The 25,525-nt window shown below is 75.9% G+C and carries 21 protein-coding genes and 1 pseudogene; 8 read left to right on the top strand and 14 right to left on the bottom strand.

Features of this window, described 5'->3' with window-relative positions; translation table 11 throughout:
• Positions 1-71: 71 nt before the first annotated feature.
• Both BLR12_RS19110 and BLR12_RS19105 read right to left on the bottom strand, forming a co-directional pair.
• Positions 72-1,697 carry an SIR2 family NAD-dependent protein deacylase gene (locus BLR12_RS19110; protein WP_091381949.1) on the bottom strand — a complete coding sequence of 542 codons (1,626 nt, stop codon included), beginning with the start codon at positions 1,695-1,697 and terminating at the stop codon, positions 72-74.
• A gap of 59 nt (positions 1,698-1,756) precedes the next feature.
• Entirely contained in the window at positions 1,757-2,449 is a 693-nt protein-coding gene (locus tag BLR12_RS19105) for a hypothetical protein (RefSeq protein WP_143018816.1), read from the bottom strand.
• Between the two features lie 45 nt (positions 2,450-2,494).
• On the opposite strand from BLR12_RS19105, the gene BLR12_RS19100 reads away from it, so the two are divergent.
• The 3 genes from BLR12_RS19100 to BLR12_RS19090 all read left to right on the top strand — a co-directional run bounded on the left by BLR12_RS19100 (position 2,495) and on the right by BLR12_RS19090 (position 5,633).
• The gene (locus BLR12_RS19100) at positions 2,495-3,340 is read left to right on the top strand and encodes a DUF1206 domain-containing protein (protein WP_091381505.1); all 846 of its coding nucleotides are present in this window, start codon (positions 2,495-2,497) and stop codon (positions 3,338-3,340) included.
• 170 nt (positions 3,341-3,510) lie between these two features.
• Positions 3,511-4,281, top strand: coding sequence for a DUF1206 domain-containing protein (locus BLR12_RS19095; protein WP_255363641.1), 771 nt, complete (start codon positions 3,511-3,513; stop codon positions 4,279-4,281).
• Entirely contained in the window at positions 4,278-5,633 is a 1,356-nt protein-coding gene (locus BLR12_RS19090) for a DUF2254 domain-containing protein (RefSeq protein ID WP_176832592.1), read from the top strand. Before BLR12_RS19095 ends, BLR12_RS19090 begins: the two co-directional genes overlap by 4 nt.
• A gap of 84 nt (positions 5,634-5,717) precedes the next feature.
• On the opposite strand, the pseudogene BLR12_RS19085 reads toward BLR12_RS19090, so the two are convergent.
• The 8 genes and pseudogenes from BLR12_RS19085 to BLR12_RS19050 form a co-directional block, all read right to left on the bottom strand.
• Positions 5,718-6,484 (bottom strand): annotated as a pseudogene (locus BLR12_RS19085) (SDR family oxidoreductase).
• A 40-nt stretch (positions 6,485-6,524) separates the two neighbouring features.
• On the bottom strand, positions 6,525-7,736 hold the full coding sequence (locus BLR12_RS19080) for an acetyl-CoA C-acetyltransferase (protein ID WP_091381501.1): 1,212 nt from the start codon (positions 7,734-7,736) through the stop codon (positions 6,525-6,527).
• A gap of 113 nt (positions 7,737-7,849) precedes the next feature.
• Positions 7,850-9,100: an ABC transporter substrate-binding protein gene (locus BLR12_RS19075; protein ID WP_091381500.1), complete on the bottom strand. Its 1,251-nt coding sequence runs from the start codon at positions 9,098-9,100 to the stop codon at positions 7,850-7,852.
• Positions 9,097-10,350, bottom strand: a complete 1,254-nt coding sequence (locus BLR12_RS19070) for a branched-chain amino acid ABC transporter permease (protein ID WP_091381498.1) — start codon at positions 10,348-10,350, stop codon at positions 9,097-9,099. Before BLR12_RS19070 ends, BLR12_RS19075 begins: the two co-directional genes overlap by 4 nt.
• The gene (locus BLR12_RS19065) at positions 10,343-11,233 is read right to left on the bottom strand and encodes a branched-chain amino acid ABC transporter permease (protein ID WP_091381495.1); all 891 of its coding nucleotides are present in this window, start codon (positions 11,231-11,233) and stop codon (positions 10,343-10,345) included. The genes BLR12_RS19070 and BLR12_RS19065 overlap by 8 nt, the downstream gene beginning before the upstream one ends.
• Positions 11,230-12,150, bottom strand: a complete 921-nt coding sequence (locus BLR12_RS19060; protein WP_255363639.1) for an ABC transporter ATP-binding protein — start codon at positions 12,148-12,150, stop codon at positions 11,230-11,232. Before BLR12_RS19060 ends, BLR12_RS19065 begins: the two co-directional genes overlap by 4 nt.
• A complete protein-coding gene (locus tag BLR12_RS19055) occupies positions 12,138-12,926 on the bottom strand; it encodes an ABC transporter ATP-binding protein (protein ID WP_091381491.1) in 789 nt (262 codons plus the stop codon). Before BLR12_RS19055 ends, BLR12_RS19060 begins: the two co-directional genes overlap by 13 nt.
• 499 nt (positions 12,927-13,425) lie before the next feature.
• Positions 13,426-13,782, bottom strand: coding sequence for an STAS domain-containing protein (locus BLR12_RS19050; protein WP_255363638.1), 357 nt, complete (start codon positions 13,780-13,782; stop codon positions 13,426-13,428).
• A gap of 200 nt (positions 13,783-13,982) precedes the next feature.
• On the opposite strand from BLR12_RS19050, the gene BLR12_RS19045 reads away from it, so the two are divergent.
• Together BLR12_RS19045 and BLR12_RS19040 are read left to right on the top strand one after the other, a co-directional pair.
• Positions 13,983-14,279: a hypothetical protein gene (locus tag BLR12_RS19045; RefSeq protein WP_143018815.1), complete on the top strand. Its 297-nt coding sequence runs from the start codon at positions 13,983-13,985 to the stop codon at positions 14,277-14,279.
• 187 nt (positions 14,280-14,466) lie between these two features.
• A complete protein-coding gene (locus BLR12_RS19040; protein ID WP_091381487.1) occupies positions 14,467-14,835 on the top strand; it encodes a hypothetical protein in 369 nt (122 codons plus the stop codon).
• A 125-nt stretch (positions 14,836-14,960) separates the two neighbouring features.
• Here BLR12_RS19040 and BLR12_RS19035 read toward each other — a convergent pair whose 3' ends face one another.
• Together BLR12_RS19035 and BLR12_RS19030 are read right to left on the bottom strand one after the other, a co-directional pair.
• Positions 14,961-17,948, bottom strand: a complete 2,988-nt coding sequence (locus BLR12_RS19035; protein WP_255363637.1) for a sacsin N-terminal ATP-binding-like domain-containing protein — start codon at positions 17,946-17,948, stop codon at positions 14,961-14,963.
• Positions 17,949-17,971: 23 nt separating this feature from the next.
• Positions 17,972-18,520: a hypothetical protein gene (locus BLR12_RS19030; protein WP_143018814.1), complete on the bottom strand. Its 549-nt coding sequence runs from the start codon at positions 18,518-18,520 to the stop codon at positions 17,972-17,974.
• Positions 18,521-18,583: 63 nt separating this feature from the next.
• Here BLR12_RS19030 and ppk2 point away from each other — a divergent pair, with 63 nt between their 5' ends.
• From ppk2 to BLR12_RS19015, 3 genes are read left to right on the top strand one after another with little or no spacing between them, the layout of a single operon-like run.
• Entirely contained in the window at positions 18,584-19,516 is a 933-nt protein-coding gene (gene ppk2 / locus BLR12_RS19025; protein WP_091381482.1) for a polyphosphate kinase 2, read from the top strand.
• 47 nt (positions 19,517-19,563) lie between these two features.
• The gene (locus tag BLR12_RS19020; RefSeq protein ID WP_091381480.1) at positions 19,564-21,063 is read left to right on the top strand and encodes an aldehyde dehydrogenase family protein; all 1,500 of its coding nucleotides are present in this window, start codon (positions 19,564-19,566) and stop codon (positions 21,061-21,063) included.
• Complete coding sequence (locus BLR12_RS19015) at positions 21,060-22,673, top strand: GMC family oxidoreductase (protein ID WP_091381479.1); 1,614 nt, start codon at positions 21,060-21,062, stop codon at positions 22,671-22,673. The genes BLR12_RS19020 and BLR12_RS19015 overlap by 4 nt, the downstream gene beginning before the upstream one ends.
• Before the next feature lie 55 nt (positions 22,674-22,728).
• Here the strand turns inward: BLR12_RS19015 and BLR12_RS19010 are convergent, their stop codons facing one another.
• Positions 22,729-23,595, bottom strand: coding sequence for an endonuclease domain-containing protein (locus BLR12_RS19010; RefSeq protein ID WP_143018813.1), 867 nt, complete (start codon positions 23,593-23,595; stop codon positions 22,729-22,731).
• Positions 23,596-23,752: 157 nt separating this feature from the next.
• Positions 23,753-25,069, bottom strand: a complete 1,317-nt coding sequence (locus tag BLR12_RS19005; protein ID WP_255363636.1) for an MFS transporter — start codon at positions 25,067-25,069, stop codon at positions 23,753-23,755.
• Positions 25,070-25,525: the final 456 nt, after the last annotated feature.

Raw genomic sequence — 25,525 nt, 5'->3', positions numbered from 1 at the left:
ATGGTCCTGCCGCGGCCCCGTCCCGGGTCCCGCCCTGAGCCTGCGAAGGGTGGGGAGGACGGGGTCCTCTTTCAGCCGGGCCGCTGCTGCTGCAGGCGGTCGTCGCGCGGGGCGCTGGCCTCGTCCGGCGGCGGCCCGCCCGCGGCGGCGCCCCGGGAGCCCAGCCGGCGCAGCAGCGCGGCGACCTCCTCCACCGCCGAGGACGACGCCCCCTCGGGCACCACGCCCGCCACCTGCTCGAGCGCGTCGGCCAGCGTCCGCTCCTCCGCCGACAGCATGCCGCGGTAGGCCGGGTCGAGCAGGTAGCCGGTCGGCGGGGTGGACAGGCAGCCGATGCAGTCCAGCAGCACCTCCAGCAGCCGGGCGGCCTCCGCGGACGGGGTGTCCGCCGGCGCGATCGCCACCGTCTGCACGTCCTGCTCCCACAGCCGGGCGCGGGACGGGTCCTCGCGCAGCGCGAGCACCGTGCCGCTGCGCCGCCGCGGTGCCGCGCCACGGGCCTGGATGGCGCTGCGCACCTGGTGGGCGATGCGGATCAGGTCGTCGTCCTGCATCGAGGTGCCGACGAACAGCACGTGCCGGGTGAGCAGCAGCGAGTGCAGCACCCCGGCCAGGGCCGCGCGGGAGTCGCCGAACTGCAGGTACTCCTCACGGGTCAGCACGATGCTCTCCGGGTGCGCGGCGTCCCCGTGCAGCTTGAGCAGCCAGGGCCGGCCGGGGACGGCGTCGTCGAAGGGCAGCACCGACAGGTCGCGGCCGATGTCGGCGGCGGCCAGCTCGACCAGCGGGTCGTAGTTGGTGGTGACGAACTCCTGCACCGGCAGGTCGGCGATGAGCGCGTGCGCCAGCGCGTAGTGGCCGGGCCCGAAGCGCTCCTCGACGAAGGCCTCCAGCTGCTCGCGGCCGAGCTCGCGGGCCAGCAGCGCCGCGGCGTCCTGGGCCGGCAGGTGGGACAGCCCCGCCCGGAGCCCGTCGTCCAGGCCCGACCGCCCGGCCAGCTCGTCGAGCAGCTGCTCCCAGGTGGGCAGTCCGGCCGCGGCGCTCACGCCGGCCCCGACGAAGGCGGCCAGCTGCCCGCGGCGGGCCCGCTCGCCGAGGTCCTCGGCCAGCTCCCGCAGGTGCGCGGGCAGGTCCCAGCTGTCCGGCTCGCCGCGGCGGACCCGCTGCGCCGCGGCCAGGTCGCTGGGGCCGCGGAGCACCAGCGCGACGTCGAGGCCGTGCTCGGCGGCGCCCTCGCGCAGCACCGGCAGCAACCGCTGCAGCAGGGTGCCGCGCTGCCCGGCGGCCCCACCCCAGCCGGTGCCCAGGGCCGGCAGCGCGACCAGCCGGCGGGCCCGGCCCTGCACCGGGGTCGGCACCTCCCGCCGGGCGACGGCGGCCAGTGCCTCCCGGGCACCGTCGACCAGCCAGCGCAGCGCCTCGTCGGCGTCGCGGGACCGCCGGTCGACGGTGTCGACCAGCCACAGCGCCCGTCCCGGATCGCCGGCGCGCCCGCCGGGCACCTCGAGCACCCGCTCGTCACCGCCCCAGCAGAGGTCCAGGCAGAGGTCGTCGGCGTCCTCGTGCGAGACGACGTCGCCGGGCAGCAGCTGCCGCCACTCGGCGGTGACCCGCAGCGAGCGGTCGGTGGGCACCAGGACGTCGTCGCAGACCAGCCGCCGGAGGTCCGCCCCGACGACGAAGACGTGTCCGGTCACGCCCTCGGAGGTGCCCCGTTCCGTCCGGGGTGAACCGGTGCGGAACCGGCCACGGGAGGTCAGCGCGGGATGCCGCAGCCCCCGGCGCTGCACGCGCAGCCGGCGCACGCCGCGGGCCGCGCCGGCGCGGGCCGCGAGACGATGGCCCGCAGGCTGGTGGCGCCGACGACCAGGACGACCCCGAGCAGCCCCAGGCCGAGCGCCGCCACGACGGTGGCGCCGCCGGCCGCGCGCTCCCAGCCGGCGAGGACCCCGGTGACGGCGAGCAGCCCGGTGACCAGCGCCCACCAGACGAGCGCGGCCTGCCCGCCACGGCGCACCGCTCCGCCGCGGCTCAGCAGCGTGAGCGCCCCGGCGAGCAGCAGCACCGGGACGGCGGCCAGCAGCACCCAGCCCGCCGCGGTCGCCGACGTCAGCGCCACCGCGACGGCGACCGCGCCGGCCAGCGCCGCGCCGGTCCCGATGGGTCGGCTGCCACCGGCGGCCAGCTGCGCTCCCCGCCCGGCCGCGAGCACGCCGGCCGCGCCCAGCACCAGCCGGGCACCACCGTCGGCCCAGGACACCGCGACGACGGCGAGGACCCCCAGCGCGACCCCGCCGGCCAGCCAGCGGGGCCACGCCCGCCGGGCCTGCTCCGGGCTCGTCCGCTCCACCGCCGTCATCGCTGCACCGCTCACCACGACGACGAGTGTCCCCCACGGGCCGACGGCGGCCGCACGCTGCGTCGGGCGGGCGGGTCGCCGCTGTGCCACGCTCGGGAGTCCAACGGGGGGTCGCAGGGAGCAGGAGGACCGGCCATGGGCGGGACGACGGGTCGGGCGACGGGTGCCGCGGACCGTGCGGGCAACAGCGACACCTTGGAGCACCTGGCCCGCATCGGACTGGTCGCCTACGGCGTGGTGCACCTGCTCATCGCCTGGCTGGCCGTCCAGCTGGCCTGGGGCGTGGGCGGCAGCTCGGCGCAGGCAGACCAGGGCGGCGCGCTGGCCACCCTGGCCCAGCAGCCGTTCGGCACGGTGCTGCTGTGGGTGGTCGCGCTCGGCATGGTGGCGCTCGCGGTGTGGCAGGCGGCCGAGGCGCTGCGCTGGCGCGGCAGCCTGTCGGCGCACGGGGACGCCCGCAAGGAGGCGGCCGTCAAGGTCGTCAAGTCGGTGGCCAAGGCCGTCGTCTACGCGGCGATCGCGGTGCTGGCCGTCCGGTACGCCACGGGCGGCGGGCAGTCCGGGGGCCAGCAGCAGCAGGCCGCCGCCGGCATCTTCGGCTGGCCCGCCGGGCGGTGGCTGGTCGGCCTGATCGGCCTGGTCATCCTCGGCATCGGCGCCTACCTGGTGCACAAGGGCCTCACGAAGCGGTTCCTGCAGGAGATCGACCTCCGCGAGGCCCCGGCGAAGGCCACCCGCCTGGTCACCCGGCTCGGCCAGGCCGGCTACCCGGCCAAGGGGATCGCCTTCGGCCTGGTCGGCGCACTGCTGGTGTGGGCCGCGGCCACCTTCGACCCGGCCGACGCCAGCGGCCTGGACGGTGCCCTGCGGAGCATCCTGTCCGTGCCCTTCGGCCAGGTGCTGCTCACCCTCGTCGCGCTGGGCATCGCCGCGTTCGGCGCCTTCTGCCTGGTCCGGGCCCGCTACCCCGAGCGGACCTGATGGCAGACCCCCCTCCCCCACGCCCCTCGTGGCCCCGTCCAGAGGCTCGCCGTGAGCCTGCGAACGGTGAGGAGGACGGGGTCCTTCCACTGCAGGGGGGCCGGGTCCACCGGCTGGTCGAGCACGCCCGCGAGGTCACCGACCACCCGCTGCTCGAGGCCGTCGCGCGGGTGGGCCTGGTCGCCTACGGCGTCCTGCACCTGCTGATCGGCTGGCTGGCGGTGCAGCTGGCCCGCGGCATCGACCGCACCGACGCCGACCAGACCGGCGCGCTGCAGGCGGTCGCCGGCACGCCCGGCGGGACCGTGCTGCTCGTGCTGATCGGCCTGGGCATGCTCTCCCTGGCGCTGTGGCAGGCCGGCGAGGTGCTGCTGTGGTGGCACGGGCTGCTGGACCCGCAGCACCGCTGGCGGGCGGCGTTCGTCTGCGTGAAGTGCCTGGCCAAGGCCGCCGTCTACGGCGTCCTCGGGACCACCGGGCTGCTGTTCGCCCTGGGCCTGGAGTACGAGGCCGACGAGCGGCTCCGCGACCTCACCGACGAGACCCTGGACGTCCGGGGCGGGGCGCTGCTGGTGTACGCCGTCGCGGCCGGCGTGGTCGCCGTCGGCCTGTACACGCTGGTGCGCGGGCTGACCGGCGGCTTCATGAAGGACATCGACCTGCCCGCGGCCCCCGACCGCTGGGAGCCGGCGATCGAGGCCCTCGGCCGGGTCGGCTACGTCGCCAAGGGCATCGCCTTCGGCCTGGTCGGGGTGCTGCTGTGGCGGGCGGCCACCACCGCCGACGTCTCCACCGCCACCGGCCTGGACGGCGCGATGACCGCCATCGCCTCGGTCACCGCGGGACCGTGGCTGCTGGGCGCCGTCGCCACCGGGTTCGCCGCGTTCGGCGTGTACGCCCTGGCCCGCGCCCGCTTCCCGGACCGGGACCCGTCGTCGTGACCCCGCGGAACGACCGGCCCTCACGGATCCGGAACGCCGTCACCGGTGCGCTGTGGCCGCTGCCGACCGCGGCCATCCTGCTGGCGATCGGCCTGGGCATCGGCCTGCCGGTGCTCGACGAGCTGCTGCAGGCATCCGGTGAGCGGCCGCTGGCCCTGGTGTTCGAGGGCGGCCCGTCGGCGGCGCGCGGCATCCTCTCGACGATCGCCGGGTCGGTCATCTCGGTGGTGACGCTGCTGTTCTCGCTCACCATCGTGACGCTGCAGCTGGCCAGCAGCCAGTACAGCCCGCGGCTGCTGCAGACCTTCGTGCGCGACCGCATCGTCCAGCTGTGCTTGGGGACGCTGCTGGCCACCTTCGTGTACTCGCTCGTGGTGCTGCGCAGCGTGCGGTCGGCCGACGACTCCGGCGAGGGCTCGGCCTTCGTCCCCCGGCTGTCGGTGACCGTGGCGTTCGTCTTCGCCCTCGCCTCGGTCGCGGCGCTGGTGACGTTCCTGGCCCACCAGACCCGCCAGCTGCGCGTCGAGACGATGATGCGCGACGTCCACGCGGAGGCCACCGCGACGATCGACCGGCTCACGGCGCAGCTGGACGGCGACTCCCCCGACGACCCGCTGCCGGGAGTGCCCGCGCGCGCCCAGCCGGTGTGCGCCCGCGCCAGCGGGTTCCTGGTGCAGACCGCGGAGGAGCCGCTGCTGGCCCTGCTGTCGCGGGAGCGCGCGGTGCTGCGGCTGGACCGCCGTCCCGGCGAGTCGGTCGTGGCGGGGACGCCGCTGGCCTGGGTGTGGACCGACGACCCGGTGGCCGAGCCACCCGCCGAGGCGCTGGCGGCGGCGCTCGAGCGGCACGTCGAGCTCTCCTTCGAGCGGTCCCCGGCCGCCGACCCCAGCTACGGGCTGCGCAAGCTGGTCGACATCGCCGCGCGCGCCCTGTCCCCCGGCATCAACGACCCGACGACCGCCGTGCACGCCCTCTCGCACGTCTCGGCGCTGATGGGGCAGCTCAGCACCCGGGAGACCTGGCACCGGCAGGTGGCCGGCGACGACGGCCTGACCCGGCTGCTCGTCCCGTCGTGGGACCACGCCGCGCTGCTGGACCTCGCGGTCACCCAGGTCCGCAGCTACGGCCGGCAGGACACCACCGTCGTCGAGCGGCTGTTCGCGCTGCTCGCCGAGACCGGCTGGCAGGCGCGGACCGAACGGCAGCGGCAGGCCGTGCGGGGGCACTGCGCGGCGCTGACCGGGCAGTCCCTCGAAGAGGTCCCCGCCGGGCGCACGGAGGACGACGTGCGGCGGATGGCCGGCGCCGTCGAGCGGGCGCTGGCCCACCACTGGGAGCCGCTGCGGACCTGACGAAGGACCCCCCTGCCCCCTGCCCCCTGCCCCCTGCCACTCGCAGGCTCGCGGCGGGCCCCTGCAGGGGGGCCGCCCGGAACGTCATGAGCGAGGCCCGCCGGCGACGTAGACGACCTGGCCGGAGACGAAGCCGGCGCCCTCGCTGACGAGGGACGACACCGTGTGCGCGATGTCCGCCGGCTGCCCGGCCCGCTGCACCGGGATGGCCGCGGCCCGCTCGGCGACGTAGGTGTCCCAGTCGCGGCCGATCCGCTCGGCGGTCGCCCGGGTCGTGTCCGTGGCGATGAACCCCGGGGCGACGGCGTTGGCGGTGACGCCGGACCTGCCCAGCTCGACGGCGAGGGTCTTGGTGAAGCCCTGCAGCCCGGCCTTGGCGGTCGAGTAGTCGGCCTGCCCGCGGTTGCCAGCGCCGAGGTGCTCGACAGGTTCACCACCCGGCCCCAGCCGGCCTCGACCATGTGCTGCTGCACCGCGCGGGTCATCAGGAACGACCCGCGCAGGTGCACGTGCACGACCAGGTCCCAGTCGGCGTCGGTCATCCTGAACAGCAGGTTGTCGCGCGTGACCCCGGCGTTGTCGACCAGCACGACCGGTGGGCCCAGCTCGGCGACGACCCGCTGGACGGCGGCCTGCACCTGGTCGGCGTCACCGACGTCCGCACCCACGGCCAGGGCCCGGCCGCCGGCCGCCTCGATCCGCTGCGCCGTGCCGCGCGCGTCGTCCTCGGCGAGGTCGAGGACCGCGACCGCGAACCCGTCCTCCGCCAGCCGCAGCGCGGTGGCGGCACCGATGCCGCGGGCCGCGCCGGTGACGATCGCGACCCGCTGCCGGTCGGTGGGCACGGACATGCAGCAGCTCCCCTGGGTGAGAGGAGGACGGGGTCCTTCCTCAGGCCCGCTCGAAGACCGCGGCGAGGCCCTGGCCGCCGCCGATGCACATCGTCTCCAGCCCGTAGCGGGCCTCGCGGCGGGCCATCTCGCGGGTCAGCGTGGCGAGGATCCGCCCGCCGGTGGCGCCCACCGGGTGGCCGAGGGAGATGCCCGAGCCGTTGACGTTGGTCCGCTCCCAGTCGGCGTCGGTGAAGCCCCACTCGCGGGCGACGGCGAGCACCTGGCTGGCGAATGCCTCGTTGAGCTCGATCAGGTCGACGTCGGACAGCTTCAGGCCGGCCAGGTCCAGCGCCTTGGCCGTGGCCGGCACCGGGCCGATGCCCATGGTCTTCGGCGGGACGCCGGCCACCGCCCAGGACACCAGCCGCGCCAGCGGGCGCAGCCCGAGCTCGGCGGCCTTCTCCGGGGTGGTGACCACGCAGACCGCGGCGCCGTCGTTCTGCCCGCTGGCGTTGCCGGCGGTGACGGTCGCCTCCGGGTCGTCCCTGCCGAGGATCGGGCGCAGCTTCGCCAGGGTCTCGACGCTGGAGTCGGGGCGGATGTGCTCGTCGCGGTCGACGACGACCTCGCCCTTCCGCTGCTTCACCGTGACCGGCACGATCTCGTCGGCGAATCGCCCCGCCTCGGCGGCGGCGGCGGCGCGCTGGTGGCTGCGGACCGCGTACTCGTCCTGCTCCTCGCGGCCGATCCGGTACTCCCGCCGCAGGTTCTCCGCCGTCTCCAGCATGCCGCCGGGCACCGGGTGGTGCTGTCCGCCGGCGGTCACCCGGCCGCGGGCCAGGCCGTCCTGCAGCAGCACACCCGGCCCGGGCTTGACGCCCCAGCGCATGGCGGTGGAGTAGAACGGCGCGTTGCTCATCGACTCGGCCCCACCGGCCAGGACGACGTCGGAGGCGCCGGTCTGCACCTGCATCGACGCGTACAGCACCGCCTGCAGGCCCGAGCCGCAGCGGCGGTCGAGCTGGATGCCGGCGGCGGTCACCGGCAGGCCGGCGTCCAGCGCGGCGACACGGCCGAGCGCCGGGGCGTCCATGGTCGGGTAGCAGTGCCCGAGCAGGACGTCGTCCACCGACTCCGGCGGCAGGCCGGTGCGCTCGAGCAGTGCCCGGATGACGGTGGAGGCGAGGTCCTGCACCGGGACGTCGCGCAGGGAGCCGCCGAAGCCGCCCACCGGGGTCCGCAGGGGCTCGCAGATGACCGCATCGCGCACGGGGTCCTCCTCGTTCGTCGCCGACAGCAGGGCTGAGTCTGCCCCTCGGCGGCCCGGACGCGCCGACGGCGCCCCTCCCGCGTGGGGAGGAGCGCCGCCGGACGGGGTGGCGCTTAGGCCAGACCCTGCGCGAACTCGCCCTCGAACGCCTCCTGGACGACGGTGGCGCCACCGGGGACGTCGGCCGGACGCAGGATGAAGCTCTGCGTGCTCGGCGACACCCCGGTCTCGAAGCCGTTGATCGGCACGACGAGCCCGCCGGTGTCGACGTCCTGGAGCTCGTTGAACGCGTTCAGGACGCCCTCGCGGGTGAGGTCGCCGTTCTCGCAGGCCGCGTCGAGGACCTGCTTCATGATCGCGCTCATGCCGTAGCCGACGAGCACGCCGAGGCTCGGCTGCACGTTCGGGTAGGCAGCCTGGTACTGCTCGAGCAGCTCGGGCTGGGCGTCGAAGGCCGACACCGGGCTGGCGACGTACAGGTTGTCCTTGAGCGCCTGGGCCGCCGGGCCCTGCAGCAGGCCCGGCGCGAAGACCGGGTTGCTGCCGATGATCGGCACGTTCAGGCCCTGGGCCGCCGCCACGCCGGCCGCGGACGCGGTCTGCGTGGGCGCGACGGTCAGGGCGATGGCGTCGACCCCGGCCGCGGCGAACTGGGTGATCTGCGCGGTCATGTCCTGGTCGGTGGCCTTGATCTGCGCCGGGATGATGGTCAGCCCGCGCTCCTCGGCCACCGCCTCGCTGCCGGCCAGGCCGTTCTCGCCGTACTCGCCCTCGAAGTAGATGTGCCCGACGGTGTCGCCCTCGGCCAGCAGCCCCTGCTCGAACATGTAGGCGTAGCCGTTGGCCAGCTCGACGTCGTAGGTGGCACCCACGACCCCGGTGCCCGGGATCTCGGTGAGGGTGCGCGCCCACGCCGAGGGGAAGTTGACGATCTGGTCGGCCTCGTACTCCGGGGCCAGCGCGGTGTTGATCGGCGAGCCGATCGTCTGCTGCATCGCCAGGATGTTCGGCTCCATGCCGCTGTAGAGCTGCACGCCGGTCTGCGGCACGTAGCCGGTGTCCTGGACGTCGAGCTCGACGGTGTAGGTGTCGCAGACCTGGTTGTCCTGCCAGAACAGCTGGTTGGCGTTGGTGATGTCCTGGCCGAGCGCGGCGAACACGCCGGTCAGGTCGGTGAGGACGCCGAGGCGGATCGTCTCCCCCTCGATGCCGACGTCGGTGAGGACCTCGCCGGCGGCCGCGCCGCCCTCTCCCCCTCCCCCGCCGCTGCTCTCCGGCGCCCGGGTGCTGCAGCCGGCGGTGGTCGCCACGACGACGGCCGCGGTGACCGCGGTACCGGCACGCAGTGCCTTACCTGTTCTCATCTGGTGTCGCTCCCTTGCGATGGACGGACGGAGGGGGTCGGTGCGGAGCCGGGTTGCTCCGGGGCTGGTGTGGCCGGTCCGCCGCGGGCGGGCGCACGGCCCCGGCGGAAGCGGGAGGTGAGGCGCTGCGCGATGCCGGCCAGACCGGCGGGCTCGAAGAGGACGATCAGGATGATCGCCGCGCCGTAGAGGAACCGGGCGGCGAAGCCGGCCGAGATGCCGCCCTGCCCCGGTGCGCTGACCAGCGGCAGGACGTCGGCGTACTGCTGGAACAGCAGCGGCAGCGCGGTGACGAACAGCGCGCCCAGCACCGCGCCGCCCACCGAGCCGAGCCCGCCGAGGACGATCATCGCCAGGTACTGGATGGAGACGACCAGGCCGAAGGACTCCGGGGCGATGCTGCCGATGGACAGCGCGTAGAGGACGCCGGACAGGCCCGCGTACATCGAGCTGACCAGGAAGACCCGCGCCTTGTAGGCCTGCACGTTGACGCCCATGACCGACGCGGCGACCTCGCTGTCCCGCAGCGTCTGCAGCGCCCGGCCGGGCCGGCTGCGCAGCAGGTTGCGGGCGAACATGTAGGCGGCGATCAGCAGGACCAGCCCGAGGTACCAGAGCCGCTCGGCCTCCCGGAAGGGGACGCCGAGGACGAACAGCTGCGGGTCGCTGTTGCCGAAGGTGAAGCCGAACAGCGAGAACTCCGGCGCCGAGCGCCCGTTGAACCCGCCGGTCACCGGCGTCCAGGTGTTCAGCACGTGGACGCCGATGAACACCAGCCCCAGCGAGGCGACACCGAGGTAGATGCCCCGCAGCCGCGCCGCGATGGGGCTGAAGACGAGCCCGGCCAGGCCGGCGAGCAGCACGCCGACCACCATCCCGACGATCGGCGGCAGGCCCAGCCCCTCGATGCCGGCCCGGGTGCCGAGACCGCCGGACTCCCCCGAGACGTAGCTGTAGCTGACCGCGCCGACGGCGAGGAAGAAGGCGTGCGCCAGGGACAGCTGGCCGGTGGTGCCCACCAGCAGGTTGAGCCCGATGGCACCGATGGCCGCGCCGAACACCGCGAACCCGGTGCGCAGCCAGAACTCGTCGAAGTACAGCGGGAAGACCAGCAGGAACACCAGCAGCAGGCCGAGCAGGACCCACTTCACGACCGAGCCGCGGCGGTCCGGCGCCGGCCCGGACCGGCCGGACCCGCGGGACGCTGTGCTGGTGGCGCCCGCCGGCGGGGAGACGGTCTGCTCAGACACGGGTCAGCTCCTTGGTGCCGAAGAGCCCCGACGGCCGGACGAGCAGGACGGCGATCATCACGACGTAGGGCACGACCTCGCCGAACCCGCGGCCCAGGAAGAGCAGGTTCTCCTGGTAGCCGGCGGCGAAGGACTCGGCGAGCCCGATGAGCAGGCCGCCGACCAGCGCGCCGCCGGTGGAGTCCAGGCCGCCGAGGATGGCGGCCGGGAAGGCCCGCAGCGCCGTGGCGTAGACGGCCGAGCTCACCCCGGGGGTCGGGCTGCCGACCAGGAACAGGGCGGCCACCCCGGCCAGGACGCCGGCGACGACCCAGGCCAGCGCGGAGACCCGGCCCTGCCGGATGCCCATCAGCGCCGCGGTCTCGCCGTCCTCCGCGGAGGCGCGCATCGCGACGCCCCAGCTGGAGTACTTGAAGGCGACGAAGAAGGCGGCGATGAGCAGGCCGGCGACGATCATCGCGATCAGCCGGTTCTGGGTGATCCCGATGCCGCCGATGCGGACCGACTCCCCGCCCCACGGGTGGGGCACGTTGAGGATGTCCGGGCCGATCCGCCGGATGAGCTCGGTCAGCAGGATGATGTCGACGCCGATGGTGACGATCGCGAGGCTGATCACCGGCGCGCCGCGGAGGCGGTTGATGATGAACCGCTCGACCAGGAACGCGGCCAGCGCGGTGATCACCAGGCCGACGAGCACGGCGCCCAGGAAGCCCAGCGGCTCGGACAGCCGGGCGATCGAGTAGGCGCCCAGCAGCAGCAGCGAGCCGTGGGTGAAGCTCACGACCTCGCTGGCCTTGAAGATGATCACGAAGCCGAGCGCGATCAGCGCGTAGATCGCGCCGAGCGACAGCCCGTTGAGCAGGAGCGAGAGGAACTGGGTCACGAGGTCGTCCCTGGCGTGTCGAGGGGGCGGGTCGCGGGGGCCCGGGTCTGGGGGCGCGGGGTGGGCTCGGGCGGGTGCCCGTGCGCGGCCACGGCCGCGGCGGGGTCGTCGTCCTCACCGGAGCCGAGGTAGGCGCGGATGACCTCGGGGTCGGCCTGCACCTCGGCGGGGGTGCCGTCGGCGATCCGGCGCCCGAAGTCCAGGACGGTGACCCGGTCGGCCAGGGACATGACCATGCCCATGTCGTGCTCGACCAGGACGACGGAGATGCCCAGCGCCGAGCGGATCTCGCGGATCGCCTCGGCCATCCGGCCGGTCTCCTCGGCGTTCATCCCGGCCACCGGCTCGTCGAGCAGCAGCAGCCGCGGCTCGGTGCACAGCGCGCGGGCCACCTCGACCCGCTTCTGGTCGCCGTAGGACAGGACGCCGACCGGGGTGTGCAGCTTGTCGCCGAGGTCGAGGAACTCGGCGATCTCCCGGATCCGCTCGCCGTGCACCTTGCCCTCACGGGTGGCACGGGGCAGCCGGAGCCCGGAGGAGAGGAATCCCGCCTTCGTGAGGTGGTGCCGGCCGAGCATGAGGTTCTCGGCCACCGACTGGGCGCCGGACAGGGCGATGTTCTGGAAGGCCCGGGCCACGCCGACCCCGGCGATCTGGAACGGGCGCATGCGGTCCAGCCGCGCGTCGCCGAAGCGGACCTCACCCTCGGCGGCCTGGTAGACGCCGGAGAGGACGTTGAACATCGTCGACTTGCCGGCGCCGTTGGGGCCGATGACCGCGTGGATCGTCCCGGGGGCGACCGTGAACGAGACGTCGGACAACGCCTTGATGGCGCCGAAGCGCACGCTGACGTGCTCGACCTCCACGGGCGGGACGTCCGAGCGCGTGTCCACGCCGGCCGCCGTCACGCCGTCCACCGGGAGAGCGTGCGGCGGGGGCCGCGGGTGGCCGGCCCGGTCTCGGCCGCGTCGCCGTGCCCGAGGTAGAGCCGCTGCACCTCGTCGGTGCGCGCGAGCTCCGCGGCGGGCCCGGACAGCGAGACCTTGCCGACGTCGAGCACGTAGGCGAGGTCGGCGACGCCCAGGGCCATCGTGGCGTTCTGCTCGACCAGCAGCACCGAGGTGCCCTGGCGGTTGATCTCGGCGATCACCTCGCCGATCTGGCCGATGATCCGGGGGGCCAGCCCCAGCGAGGGCTCGTCGAGCAGCAGCAGCTTCGGGCTGGCCATGAGCGCCCGGCCGATCGCCAGCATCTGCTGCTCACCGCCGGAGAGCAGCCCCGCCCGCTGGCCGCTGCGCTCGGCGAGCACGGGGAACAGGTCGTGCACCCGGGCGTGCGCGGCGGCCTTGGCGGCGCGGTCCCGGTTGCCCATGCCGCCGGCCCGCAGGTTCTCCTCGACGGTCAGCCGGCCGAAGATGCGCCGGCCCTCCGGCACCTGGACGACGCCCTGGCGGACGATCTGCCCGGGGTCCCGCGAGGTGAGGACGTCGCCGTCGAAGCGGACGCTGCCCTCGTCGACGCGCCCCCGGTGCAACCGGAGCGTGCCGGAGACGGTGCGCAGCAGGGTCGACTTGCCGGCGCCGTTGCTCCCCAGGACGGCCACGACCTTGCCGTCGGGCACCTCCATGGTCACGCCACGCACCGCCTCGACGGCGCCGCCGTAGGTGACCCGCAACGAATCGATGCTCAGCATGCGGGGCGCACCTCGGCTGTCACCGGCGGGGCGGCCGGCGTCCGTGGGTCCCCGTGCCGCGGAACGGCATCGAGCTGTGATTGAGGGCACATGGCCGGAGACTGTAAAGGGGCGACGCGCCGAGTCCGCCACGAGCCACGTCGATCGTGACCTGCAAGTGATCCAGCGACGACCCGTGCAGGAACCATGCAGGGAAAACGGCACCCGCAATGTGCACCGGCCACATGGGACCGGTCGGCCGGGTGTGGGCGCACGACGTAGCCAGCCGCCGCCGGACGGGGTGCTCATGGTGCGGGGGGACCGGGTCCCGGCCCCCTGCAGGCCCCGCCGGAACCTCGTCCCGGGCAGCCTCCTGCGCCGGCGCCGGCGCGGGGGTGAGGACGGGGTGCTCGGACGAGCCGTCAGGAGGACGCGGGGCTCCTCCGGGTGGAGGACGGGCGGCCTCCCTGCAGGGCCCCGCCGCGAGCCTGCCGGCGGTGGGGGGCAGGGAGGTCCTTCGTCAGGCGACCCCGGCGCCGGGCTCGACCCGCTCGATGGCGAGCAGGTCGTAGAGGCCGGTGATCTGCAGCGGCCGGATCACCGCCCGGTTGGAGGCCAGCACCCGCAGCCGGACGCCGTCCTCGGCCGCCCGCCGGTGGGCGGCGGCCAGCACGCAGAGGCCCGCCGAGTCGAGGAAGGTCACGCCGTCGAGGTCGACGGTGAGCGCCGGGACGCCGTCGGCCAACGCCGAGTCGAGGACCGCCCGCAGCGAGGGGGCGGTGGAGGAGTCGACCTCGCCGGCGACGGTGAGCAGGACGCCGCTGGCGGAGCCGGTGACGTCGATGGAGACGAGGTCGGATGCGGGAGCAGCGGTCACGGTGCGCCTCTCTGTGGGAAGCGAACCCGTGCGGGGTGCCACGGGTCCAGCCATGGCACGACGCTGAGTCCGGCGACGGCCGCGGCTGACTGTTGAACCGCTACACCGACCGTAGGGACCTCCGCCTTCGAAGGCAAGGCCCGCCGGCTGGCGATCGAGTGGCCGTGGGCACGCGTCCGGAGGCGGGGATACTGGGGCGCGTGTCGAGGCGAGTGCTGGTGTGGGGTGGGGTCTGGCTGGCCGGTTCGGCCGCAGCGTTCCTGGTCCTCGACCCGATCCTCGCCTCGTTCATCGCCATCGTCGGGCTGTGCCTGTGGGGCGTCGCGGCGCTGTCGAGCACCTGGGAGCAGCACCCGTCCTTCGAGCAGCGCGAGCTCGACCGGTCCCGCCGGCGCGCCGAGCGCCGGGCCCGCACCCAGGGTGCGCGCGACCGCGACCGGGCCCGCTGGGAGGCCCACCAGAAGCGCAGGGCCGACCGCGCCGCCGGCCGCGGGTAATCCGTTCGACGGCACCCCGCTGGGTCCGTAGCGTCGCCGTCATGCGCCCCTGAGAAGCCCCGACCGCCCTCTCGGCGACGTCCCGCGGGTCGAGCCCCAGCTCCCCGCCGTCCGCGCTCCGGCGCCCGCTCCGCCCTGGTCCTCACGGCTGCCCGCGCGCAGCCCTGCCCTCCTCCGGAGGTCTGCCTTGTCACGCCCGCACCGCGCCCTCGACGGCGCACCCGCCACCGCCCGCGCCGCCCTGCCCGGGACGGAGGCGGCCGCCTTCGACCGCCTGGCGCACGCCGTCCTCGCCCGCCCCGGCGCCGCACTCGGCGCCGCGCTGCGGGGCCTCCTGCCCGGCCCTGCCGGCCCGCGGTGGCTGCGGACGGAGGGCCTCGCGCCCACCACCCGGCCCGCCGACCTGACCGCCGAGCAGTGGCTCTCGCTGCACCGCTGCGCGCGGTCGGCGGCGGCCGCACCGACCGCACCCGGCGGGCGCGGGAGCGGCGGCCGGCCCGACGCCGCCCACGGCCACGCCGCAGGTGCGCACGCCATCCCGCGCTGGGGCCAGTGAGCGAGGACCCCCTCGCCCCCCACCGCTCGCAGGCTCGCGACGGGCCCCTGCAAGGGGCCGAGCCTCCGGACGGGGCCGGCGGCGGGACCCTGCCAGGGGCCGAGGGGAGGTGCCGTCGACCCCGCCTAGGGGCCGACGGCGTCCTCGGCGGCGAGCGCGGCGGCGTGGTCCGGGCGGGCGAAGGCCTCGGCCAGCGCCTGCCGCAGCGGCCACGCGCCGGCCCGCCAGGCCAGTGCCCGGCCGAGTGCGGCAGCCGTGCCGTCGACGGCGTCGGCCCCGTCCCCCGGCCACCACGGCACCGCGCGTCCACCGGCCCGCAGCGGCTCGTGGACCGCGACCTCCCCGGTCAGCGCCGGCACCCCGAGCCGGGCGGCGGCCAGCTCGGCTCCCGGAACGTCGGCCCAGCGCACCCGCCGCACCGGCCGGCTCTCGACCCGTGCGGGCACCACCTCGCTCGCCAGCGGGAGGTCGAGCAGGTCGGCCACCGCCCCGGGCGCCCCGCCGGCGGGCACGAGCGGGGCGTCGACCAGTGGCTGTAGCCACGGCGCGTCCAGGACGACGGCCTCCCCGGCGGGCACCACGCAATCCGGGGCCACGCGCACCCGGTCCGGCGGGTCCACGTCGACGCCGTCCAGCGCGACCGCGAGCCGCGCGTGCACCGTGCGCAGCAGCGCGGGTGGCACGGTGCGGTGCGGGTCGGCGAGCCGGTCGAGCAGCTCCAGCGCGCCGTCGACGTCGGCGAGCACGTCGTCCGCCGACGCCGGCGGGCGCAGCAGGCCCAGCAGGCCGGGCGGGGCCTGGGCCGGTTCGTACAGTCCCTGCAGCCCCGGCGCGTCGGGGTGCCGCAGCCGGTCGGGACGCCGCCCGTCGAGCACCGGGTGGGTGCAGAGCCACCAGCGCAGGTAGCCGGGCACCGCCACCCCGCCGAGGACGACGTCGGTCCACGCCTCCGCGGGGAGCTCGGCGAGCAGCGGCAGCGCGCCGGCCCAGTCCCCGACCAGCTCGAGGTCCCGGACGGCGGTCAGCGGCGGCCACGCCGGCGCCGGTGCGTCGGCCGGCAGCCGGTCCAGGACGGCGTCGGCCCAGTCCGCCGCACCGTCGACGTCGAGGTCGTCGGGGTCCTCGGCGCGGACGAGCGCGAAGCCGTCGAGCACGCCCACCGCGCGCAGCACCCGCGGGTCGGCCTCCAGCCCGCCGTCGAGGGTGCCCAGCGCGCCGTCGGCGAGGACGGCGCCGAAGCGCGACCCCGGCAGCACCAGCTCGCCTGCCGCTGCCCAGCCGCCGTCGGCGTCGGGCAGCGCCAGCTCGGCCAGCCAGGGCAGCTCCCCCGGCGCGGTGCCCGCCGCGGCGACCAGCGCGAGGACGGCGTCGGCGAAGGCAGCCGGGTCGCGGTCGGTGTCCCAGCCGTCGTCGGCCGCCTCGACCGAGGTCTCGACCGCCGCCCGCACCTCCGGGTCGGCGAGCACCGCGGCGGCGGTCGCCGGGCGGGCGCCGAGCCGCTCGAGCAGCCGGCGCGCGGCGGGCGGGGCGGCCGCACCCGGGTCGGCCACCCGGAGCCCGAGCGGGCCGAGTCGGGCCACCGGTAGGCCCTCGTCGGGCAGCAGCACCCCGGCCGGGCCGTGCGCGGTGCGGCCGTCGGCGAGCGGGACCGGCAGCGCGGCCAGCTCCTCGCGCTCGGCGCCGTCCAGGGCCGCGTAGAGCCGGCCCCACCACGCCGTCGGCCGGGCGATCCCCCGCACGGCCTCCACCGCCTCGGCGGTGCCGACCCGGCGCACGCCGAGCGCGGCCAGCGCCGGGGCGTCGCCGCGGCCGGACCACCCCGCAGGCAGCAGTCCCGGGACGGCACCGGTCAGCGCGGCGACCCGCTCGTCGGTCGGCTCGGCGAGCACCGCGGCCCGGGCGGGGGTCTGGCGGTCCGCGTCCCCGCCGGCCACTGGCAGCCACGCCGTCCCGCGCAGCCGGTCCAGCGCCGCGGTGCACAGCGCCGCGTCCAGCTCGGCGCCGGCCAGCCCGATGCGCGGCACCAGGGCGAGCGCCGCGGCGTCGTGGGCCAGACCGGCGAGCAGGTCCGCGTAGGCCCCGGCCGCGGCGGCGACCAGCGCGTCGGTGACCGGGCCGGGCAGCACGTGCCGGCGGTCGGGGCCCAGCGGGAAGGGGGCGACCAGCCGCGCGGGCAGGGTGAGCGGCTCGTCGCTCGGGGTCGGCGCGTGCACCCGCTGCGGCAGCGGCAGCGGCACCGGGCGGCCGTCGTCGTCCAGCGGCACGGCCCAGGTGAGCGTCCAGGCCCGGCGGCCCCGCTCCTCCACCGGCCGGTCGGCCAGCAGCTCCTCGGGCAGCACGCCGTCGCGCCGCTCCAGCCGCCAGGTCGTCGTCCGGTCGCCGTCGGTCAGCTCCGCCTGGTCGCCCGCACACCGGACCGACAGCGCCCGCACCACCCCGTCGACGACGACGTCGACCGCGGCCAGCCCCGGCAGCGCCAGCAGCAGCTCCGGCTCGAGCTCCTCCAGCGCGGCGCGGACGGCGGACCGCGCGCCGGTGCGCAGCGGCAGCACCACCTCGGTGGCGAAGCCCTCGGGCGGGGTCCCGTCGGCCGGCCACGGCAGCCGCAGGACCGGCACGGCGCCGTCCCGGCGGGCCACCTCGTCGGCGAGCGCCCCGATGGCGGCGACCTCGGCCCGGGTGCGGTCGGCACCGAAGGCCACGCCGCCGGTGGTGGAGTGCACCGCCGGCTCGTCGGTGACGGCCAGGACGGCCGCGAACCCCACCCCGAAGCGGCCGACCGAGCCGGGCTCGTCGCGTTTGGCCGAGGCGCGCAGCGAGGCCAGGCCCTGCACCCCGCCGGCGTCCAGCGGGACCCCGGTGTTGGCCGCCCGCAGCACCTCTCCCCCGGCGCCGTCGGCGGCCAGCTCCAGCCGCAGCCGACCGGGCACCCCCGCGCGGGCGGCGGCGTCGGCGGCGTTCTGCGCGAGCTCCACGAGCAGCCGGTCGCGGTAGCCGCCGCGGACCAGGTCCTCCTCGGCGTTGGCGTCCTCGCGGAAGCGCGCCGGGGAGTCGGCCCAGGCGGCCAGCACCCGCCGCCGCAGCTCCGCGGTGGAGAACGGGTCGGCGGTCACGGGGTCATCGTCGCAGCGGCCGCTCAGCCGCCGCCCTCGGTGCACAGCTCCCCCGAGACGCACACCGGCGGGTCGTAGGGCGGCTCGCCGACGTCGTCCGACCGGCCCTCGAGGTCGGTGGTGAGTGCGTCGACCGGTGAGCCGTCGTCACCGAGGACCTCGGCCCCGGCCGGGCAGGTCACCGGCTCGGTGGTGACGCTCCCCCGGTCGTCCCCGCCCTCCCCGGCGCGCACGGTCACCCGCACGCAGGCGCCCAGCGACGCGCTCTCCTCGATGTTCTTCCAGCCCCGCCGCTCGGACACCGAGACCCCCACCGCCCGGACGAGGACGACGTCGTCGCCCTCGACCGACGTGCGGAGCGCGTAGCCCCACCGGTCGAGCGACTCCAGCGCCGCCCGGCCGGTCGGCCGCGGGTCGCGCGCCCGGGCGTCGAGGAACCCCTCGTGCAGCCCGTCCACGCGCTGCTGCAGCAGCTCGTGCGCCTCCTGCCCGAGGTCCCGGGCGCAGCCGCCGAGCACGGCGGGCAGGGCGAGCGCGGCGAGCGCCGTCGCGAGGGCACGGCCGCGGGTCACCCCGCGGAGCATGGCAGTCCGGACGCGCGTGGACCGGTGGCCGACAGGGGTAACCCCGGGTGCATGTCCGAGATCGACGTCTCCCGCTACCGGTTGCAGGCCCTCCCCGAGGACGGTTCCGACGAGGACTGGGACGACGACGGCGAGCTGCTCGGCCCCGACGGGAAGCGGATCGAGACCTGGCGGGAGGGCTACCCCTACACCGAGCGGCTGGGTCGCAGGGAGTACGAGCGGGAGAAGCGCCGGCTGCAGATCCAGCTGCTCCGCCTGCAGGGCTGGGTCAAGGACACCGGCCAGCAACTCGTCGTCCTCTTCGAGGGCCGCGACGCCGCCGGCAAGGGCGGCACGATCAAGCGCTTCACCGAGCACCTCAACCCGCGCGGCACCAAGGTGATCGCGCTGGACAAGCCCTCGGAGCGCGAGCAGACCCAGTGGTACTTCCAGCGCTACGTGCAGCACCTGCCCGCCGCCGGGGAGATCGCCCTGTTCGACCGCTCCTGGTACAACCGCGCCGGCGTCGAGCGGGTGATGGGCTACTGCACCGAGGAGCAGTACGAGCGGTTCGTGCGCCAGGCGCCGGAGTTCGAGCGGATGCTCGTCGACAGCGGCATCCGGCTGGTGAAGTTCTGGTTCTCGGTGTCCCGGCGCGAGCAGCGCACCCGGTTCGTCGTGCGGCGGATCGACCCGGTGCGGCAGTGGAAGCTGTCCCCCACCGACCTGGCCTCCCTGGACCGCTGGGACGACTACACCGCGGCCAAGGAGGCCATGTTCGCCGCCACCGACACCGACGTCGCGCCGTGGACGGTGGTCAAGAGCAACGACAAGAAGCGCGCCCGCCTGGAGGCGCTGCGCTACGTCCTCTGCTCGGTGCCCTACGAGGGTAAGGACGACGCGGTCGTCGGGCGGCCGGACCCGAACATCGTGGTGGCCGCGGCCGACGTCCTGGAGTCCGACCGGGAGGCGCTGGAGCGCGTGGAGCTGGCCGCGGCGCACTGAGCCGGCCCGCCGCCGACGAGCGCTACCGGTGGGTAACGTGCGTTCCCATGTCGCTCGCCGAGGACCAGACCGCCGCTCTCCGGAGCTTCGAGTCCACCGCCCCCGCCACGGGCGTGGTCGTCGGGACCTTCCCCGTGCACACCGCCGACGACGTGCGCGCGGCCGTCGAGCGCGCCCGCGCCGCCGCGGCGACCTGGGCGGACCTCGGCTTCGACGGCCGGCGGCAGCGGCTGGCGGCCTACCGCGGCCACCTGGCCCGCCGGATGCACGAGCTGGCCGACCTGGTGCACCGGGAGAACGGCAAGCCGCACGCCGACGCGATCCTCGAGATCACCCTCGCCGTCGACCACCTCGCGTGGGCGCCGGCGCACGCGAGGAAGGTGCTCGGTCCGCGCCGGGTCAGCGCCGGCCTGCTCGCGGCCAACCACGCGGCGTGGCTGGAGTACCAGCCCCTGGGCGTGGTCGGCGTGATCGGCCCGTGGAACTACCCGGTGTTCACGCCGATGGGCTCGATCGCCTACGCGCTGGCCGCCGGCAACGCCGTCGTCTTCAAGCCCTCGGAGCACACCCCGGCCGTCGGCGTGTGGCTGGCCGAGGCGTGGCGGGCCGCCGTCCCCGACGTGGCCGACGCCTTCCAGGTCGTCACCGGCCTCGGCGAGACCGGTGCGGCGCTGTGCCGCGCCGGAGTGGGCAAGCTGGCCTTCACCGGCTCGGCCCCCACCGGCCGCACGGTGATGGCCGCGTGTGCGGAGACCCTCACCCCGGTGCTCATGGAGCTCGGTGGCAAGGACGCGATGATCGTCGACGACGACGCCGACGTGGCCGCCGCCGCCGACGCCGCGGTGTGGGGCGCGATGAGCAACGCGGGGCAGACCTGCATCGGCATCGAGCGGGTCTACGCGACCGAGCGGGTGTACGACGCCTTCGTCGCCCAGGTGACCGAGAAGGTCCGGGGGCTGCGCCCGGGCACCGACGACGGCGCCGCCTACGGCCCGATGACCATGGCCGCGCAGACCGACGTCGTCCGCCGGCACCTGGACGACGCGGTCGCCGCCGGGGGCCGGGTCGCGGCCGGGGGCACGGTCGAGGGCCGGATCGTCGCGCCGACCGTGCTGCTCGACGTCCCCGAGACCTCCGCCGCCGTGCGGGAGGAGACCTTCGGCCCGACGCTGACCATCACCCGGGTGCGGGACGCCGAGGAGGCGCTGGAGCGCACCAACGCCAACGCGCACGGCCTGGCCGGCGCGGTGTTCTCCCGGTCGAGGGCGCGGGCCATGGACCTCGCCCGCCGGATGAGGAGCGGGATGACCTCGGTGAACTCGGTGCTGACCTTCGCCTCGGTGCCGGCGCTGCCGTTCGGCGGCGTGGGCGAGAGCGGCTTCGGGCGGATCCACGGCGAGGACGGGCTGCGCGAGTTCACCCGCGCCAAGGCCATCACCCGCCAGCGCGTGCGGTTGCCGGTCGACCTGATGAGCTTCACCCGGCCGGCCGCGGCCGCCGACGCGCTGGCCCGCGTGATGGGTCTGGTGCACGGGCGCCACCGGTGAACGGCACCGAGGAGTACGACGTCGTCGTCGTCGGCGCGGGCTCGGCCGGCTGCGCCCTGGCGGGGCGGCTGACCGAGGACCCGTCGCTGCGGGTGCTGCTGCTGGAGGCCGGCGGCTCGGACGACGTCCTGGAGGTGCGGATCCCGGCGGCGCTGTACAAGGTCTGGCGCACCCGGCGGGACTGGAACTACACGACCGAGCCGCAGCCGGGCCTGGGCGGACGGCGGCTGTTCTGGCCGCGGGGCAAGCTGCTGGGCGGGTCGTCGTCGATCAACGCGATGATCTACATCCGGGGCGCGGCCGCCGACTACGACGAGTGGGCCGAGCTGACCGGCGACCCGTCGTGGTCCTTCGAGCACGTGCTGCCGCTGTTCCGCCGGATGGAGGACAACGCGCGCGGCGCGGACCGCTTCCACGGCGCCGGCGGGCCGCTGCGGGTGGAGGACCCGCGCTCGCCGCACGCCTGGTCCCGGGCCGCCGTGGAGTCCGCGGTCGCCGCCGGGCACCCGCGCAACGACGACTTCAACGGCGCCGGCCAGGACGGCGCGGGGCTCTACCAGCTCACCCAGCGCCGCGGCCGCCGCTGGTCGGCCGCCGACGCGTACCTGCACCCGGCTGCGGGCCGGCCCAACCTCACCGTGCGCACCGGGGCGCTGACCACCCGGGTGCTGGTCTCGGGCGGCCGGGCCACCGGCGTCGAGTACCGGTCCGGCGGGCAGCTGCACACCGCGCACGCCGCGGCCGAGGTGGTGCTCGCCGGCGGCGCGGTCAACTCCCCGCAGCTGCTCATGCTCTCGGGCATCGGGCCGGCCGACCACCTGCGCGCGGTCGGGGTCGACGTCGTGCACGACCTGCCCGGCGTGGGCGGTGGCCTGCAGGACCACCCGCTGGTGCCGGTCGTCTGGCACACCCGGTCGGGGAGGTCGCTACTCCGCGCGGAGTCGCCGTCGGGCTACGCCCGCTGGTTCGGCGCCCGCCGCGGCCCGCTGACGTCCAACCTGGCCGAGGCGGGGTTGTTCACCCGCTCCCGGCCGGACCTGCCCGAGCCCGACCTGCAGTACCACTTCCTGCCGGTCAAGTTCTGGCGGCAGGCGGAGGTCGACCCCGACGTCGACGCCTTCACCGCCGCCGCCGTGCTGGTGCGGGTGGACTCCCGCGGCTCGGTGCGGCTGCGCTCGCCCGATCCGACGTGGGCGCCGGCGATCGACCCCGGCTACCTCACCGACGAGCGCGACCTCGACGCGCTGGTGTGCGGGGTGGAGCGGGCGCGGGAGATCGCCTGGTCCGGGCCGCTGGCCGACGTCCTGGCCGAGGAGTGGTCGCCCGGTGGCACGGTGCACTCCCGCGAGGGGCTGCGGAGGTCGGTGCGCGACACCCTGGAGTCGCTGTACCACCCGGTCTCGTCCTGCCGGATGGGTGTGGACGACGACGCCGTGGTCGACCCCACGCTGCGGGTGCGCGGGGTCGACGGGCTGCGGGTGGTCGACGCGTCGGTCATGCCGACACTGGTCCGGGGCAACACCAACGCCCCGACGATCATGATCGCCGAGCGGGCGGCCGACCTGGTCACCGGCCGCAGCGTGGACCCGGCCCTCACCGGCACCGCCTGACCGCCATTATCGCGATATTGGCATCCTGAGCTGCCGACATCGCGACAACGGCGGCTCAGGCCTCGGCGAGAGCCAGGCGGATCCGGGCGACGAGCGACTCGAGGTCGCGCATGTCGGCCGCGCTGACCCGGATGACCCGCCAGCCCGCCGCCCGGAGCCGGTCGAGCCGCGCCTCATCACGCGCGATCTGGTCGCCGACGAAGTGGTGGGCACCCTCGTACTCGACGGCCAGGCGCACCTCCGGGAACGCGAGGTCGACGCGAGCGACGAACCGCCCCCCGGAGTGCACCTCGAACTGCGGCACCGGCCGCATCCCGGCGAGCACGAGGGCCACCCGCAACCGGGACTCCTGAGGGGACTCGGCACGCGGGTCCACCAGCGGCACCGCCCGCCGGACCCGGGCGACGCCCCACCGGCCACTCCCCTGCTGCGCCAGCGTCTCCAGATCGGGCAGCGACACGCCTCCAGCGCGGACCATCGCGTCGAGGGCGGCCACCGCCGTGCTCAGGGGCTCGAGCGCCATGACGTCCCACGCCGTCCGCAGGACCGTGGTCACCGGAACGTCGTCCACGATGACGACCTCGCGAGGCGGCAGGTCCGTGTGGTGCAGCCGGACCTCGCGGGGACCCCGCCACCGGACCTCCTCCGGGCAGAGGACCGTCACCGGGTCCGTGGCCCCCGCGAAGGGGGCGCCGAACCAGGCGGCGGCCGAATGCCCGCCGATGGCGGCACCCGGAGGCATCACGAGGGCCACACCGCGGCACCGCAACCGGTGGTCGAGGACCAGGGCCGGATCGGCATAGACCCCCTGCACGAGCCGGCGATAGCTGCGGGTGCGCAGTTGGTTGCGGGTGAGGTACCCGTCGGCGATCGCGTGGCTGCCGATGAAGACGCCGGTGAGGAGACGACGGGGAGCGGACATCCGGCCAGCCTGCGACACGAGCGGCCGCTTCCCGGCCGTCGTCCACAGGTCGACGACGTGTCCACCGTCCTGGTCGCGATCGGGCGGGAAGCCGCCGATGTCGCGATGAAGGCAGCGAGGCAAGTCCGCCAAAGTCGCGATAAAGGCGAACGGCGGGTCAGCCGTGGGCCTGGGCGGCGGCGGCCTCCTCGCGGTCGGTCGGCAGCGCGGTCCCGGCGGCGGGTGGACGGCGCGGGATGAGGAACGACATGACCGCCGCGGCGATGCAGAGCGCCCCGGCCATCAGCCACGCCGGGTCGTAGGAGCCGGTCACGTCGCGGATCACGCCGCCGCCGAAGGCCGCGACCGCCGCCCCGAGCTGGTGGGAGGCGAACACCCAGCCGAACACCACCGGAGCCCGCGCGCCGAAGAACTCCCGGCACAGCGCCAGCGTCGGGGGCACCGTGGCCACCCAGTCCAGCCCGTAGAAGACGATGAACGCGACCATGCTGACGTGCAGGTCCGGGCCGAAGAGGGCCGGCAGCGCGAACAGCGACAGCCCGCGCAGGCCGTAGTAGGCCAGCAGCAGCACGCGCGGGTCGGTGCGGTCGGTGAGCCAGCCCGACAGCACCGTCCCGGCGATGTCGAAGACGCCGACGACGGCGAGCAGCCCCGCCGCGGTGGTCACCGGCATGCCGTGGTCGTGCGCGGCCGGGATGAAGTGCGGCTGCACCAGCCCGTTGGTCGACAGCCCGCAGATGAAGAAGCCCCCGGCCAGCAGCCAGAACGGGACGCTGCGCACCGCGGAGACCAGCCCGCGCACCGCCGTCCGGGCCGCGCCGGAGCGCACCGGGTCGACGTCGTCGGCCGCCGTCCCGCCGTAGGGGGCGACCCCGGCGTCGCGCGGCCGGTCGCGCAGCAGCCACAGCACCAGCGGGACGACGGCCAGTGCCGCCGCGGTCGTGCCCAGGGACGCCGCCCGCCAGCCCCAGGTCGCGTCGGTCCAGGCGACCACCGGCAGGAACACCAGCTGCCCCGTCGCGCTCCCAGCGGTGAGGATGCCCGACACCAGGCCGCGGCGGGCGACGAACCAGCGGCCGGTCACCGTCGCGACCAGCGCGAGTGCCATCGAGCCGGTGCCCAGGCCCACGGCGACGCCCCACAGCAGCACCAGCTGCCAGCTCGCGGTCATGAAGACGGTGAGCCCGCTGCCGGCCGCGGTCAGCAGCAGCGCCGCGACCACGACCCGGCGGATGCCGAAGCGCTCCATCAGCGCGGCGGCGAACGGCGCGGTCAGCCCGAACAGCGCCATGTTGACCGCGACGGCGGCCGAGATCGTCGTCAGCGACCAGCCGAACTCCGCACGCAGCGGCTCGATGAGCACGCCGGGCACCGCGCGGAACGCCGCGGCGCCGACCAGGGCCAGGAAGGTCACCGCGGCGACCCACCAGGCCGGGTGGATCCGGTACGTGCGCGGCGCGGCGGTGCTCGTCACGGCCGACAGCATGGCCGATGGGGCGCGGCACCGGACAGTGGCCCGGCAGCCAACACGTGCAAGGATCCGGCCATGACACCAGCCCCGAGTCCGGGCGGGACACCAGCCCCGAGTCCGGGCGGGACACCAGCCCCGAGTCCGGGCGGGACGTCTGGCCCGGTCCCGGCCGCGACACCAGCCCCGAGTCCGGGCGGGACACCAGCCCCGAGTCCGGGCGGGACACCAGCCCCGAGTCCGGGCGGGACACCAGCCCCGAGTCCGGGCGGGACACCAGCCCCGAGTCCGGGCGGGACACCAGCCCCGAGTCCGGGCGGGACACCAGCCCCGAGTCCGGGCGGGACACCAGCCCCGAGTCCGGGCGGGACACCAGCCCCGAGTCCGGGCGGGACACCAGCCCCGAGTCCGGGCGGGACGTCTGGCCCGGTCCCGGCCGCGACGAGGGTTCCGCACCCCGCC

It is taken from the genome of Geodermatophilus sp. DSM 45219, from assembly GCF_900104025.1.
Lineage (GTDB): Bacteria > Actinomycetota > Actinomycetes > Mycobacteriales > Geodermatophilaceae > Geodermatophilus.
Note: the sequence above shows the minus strand (reverse complement) of the source record. Positions and strands in the feature narration are given on the sequence as shown.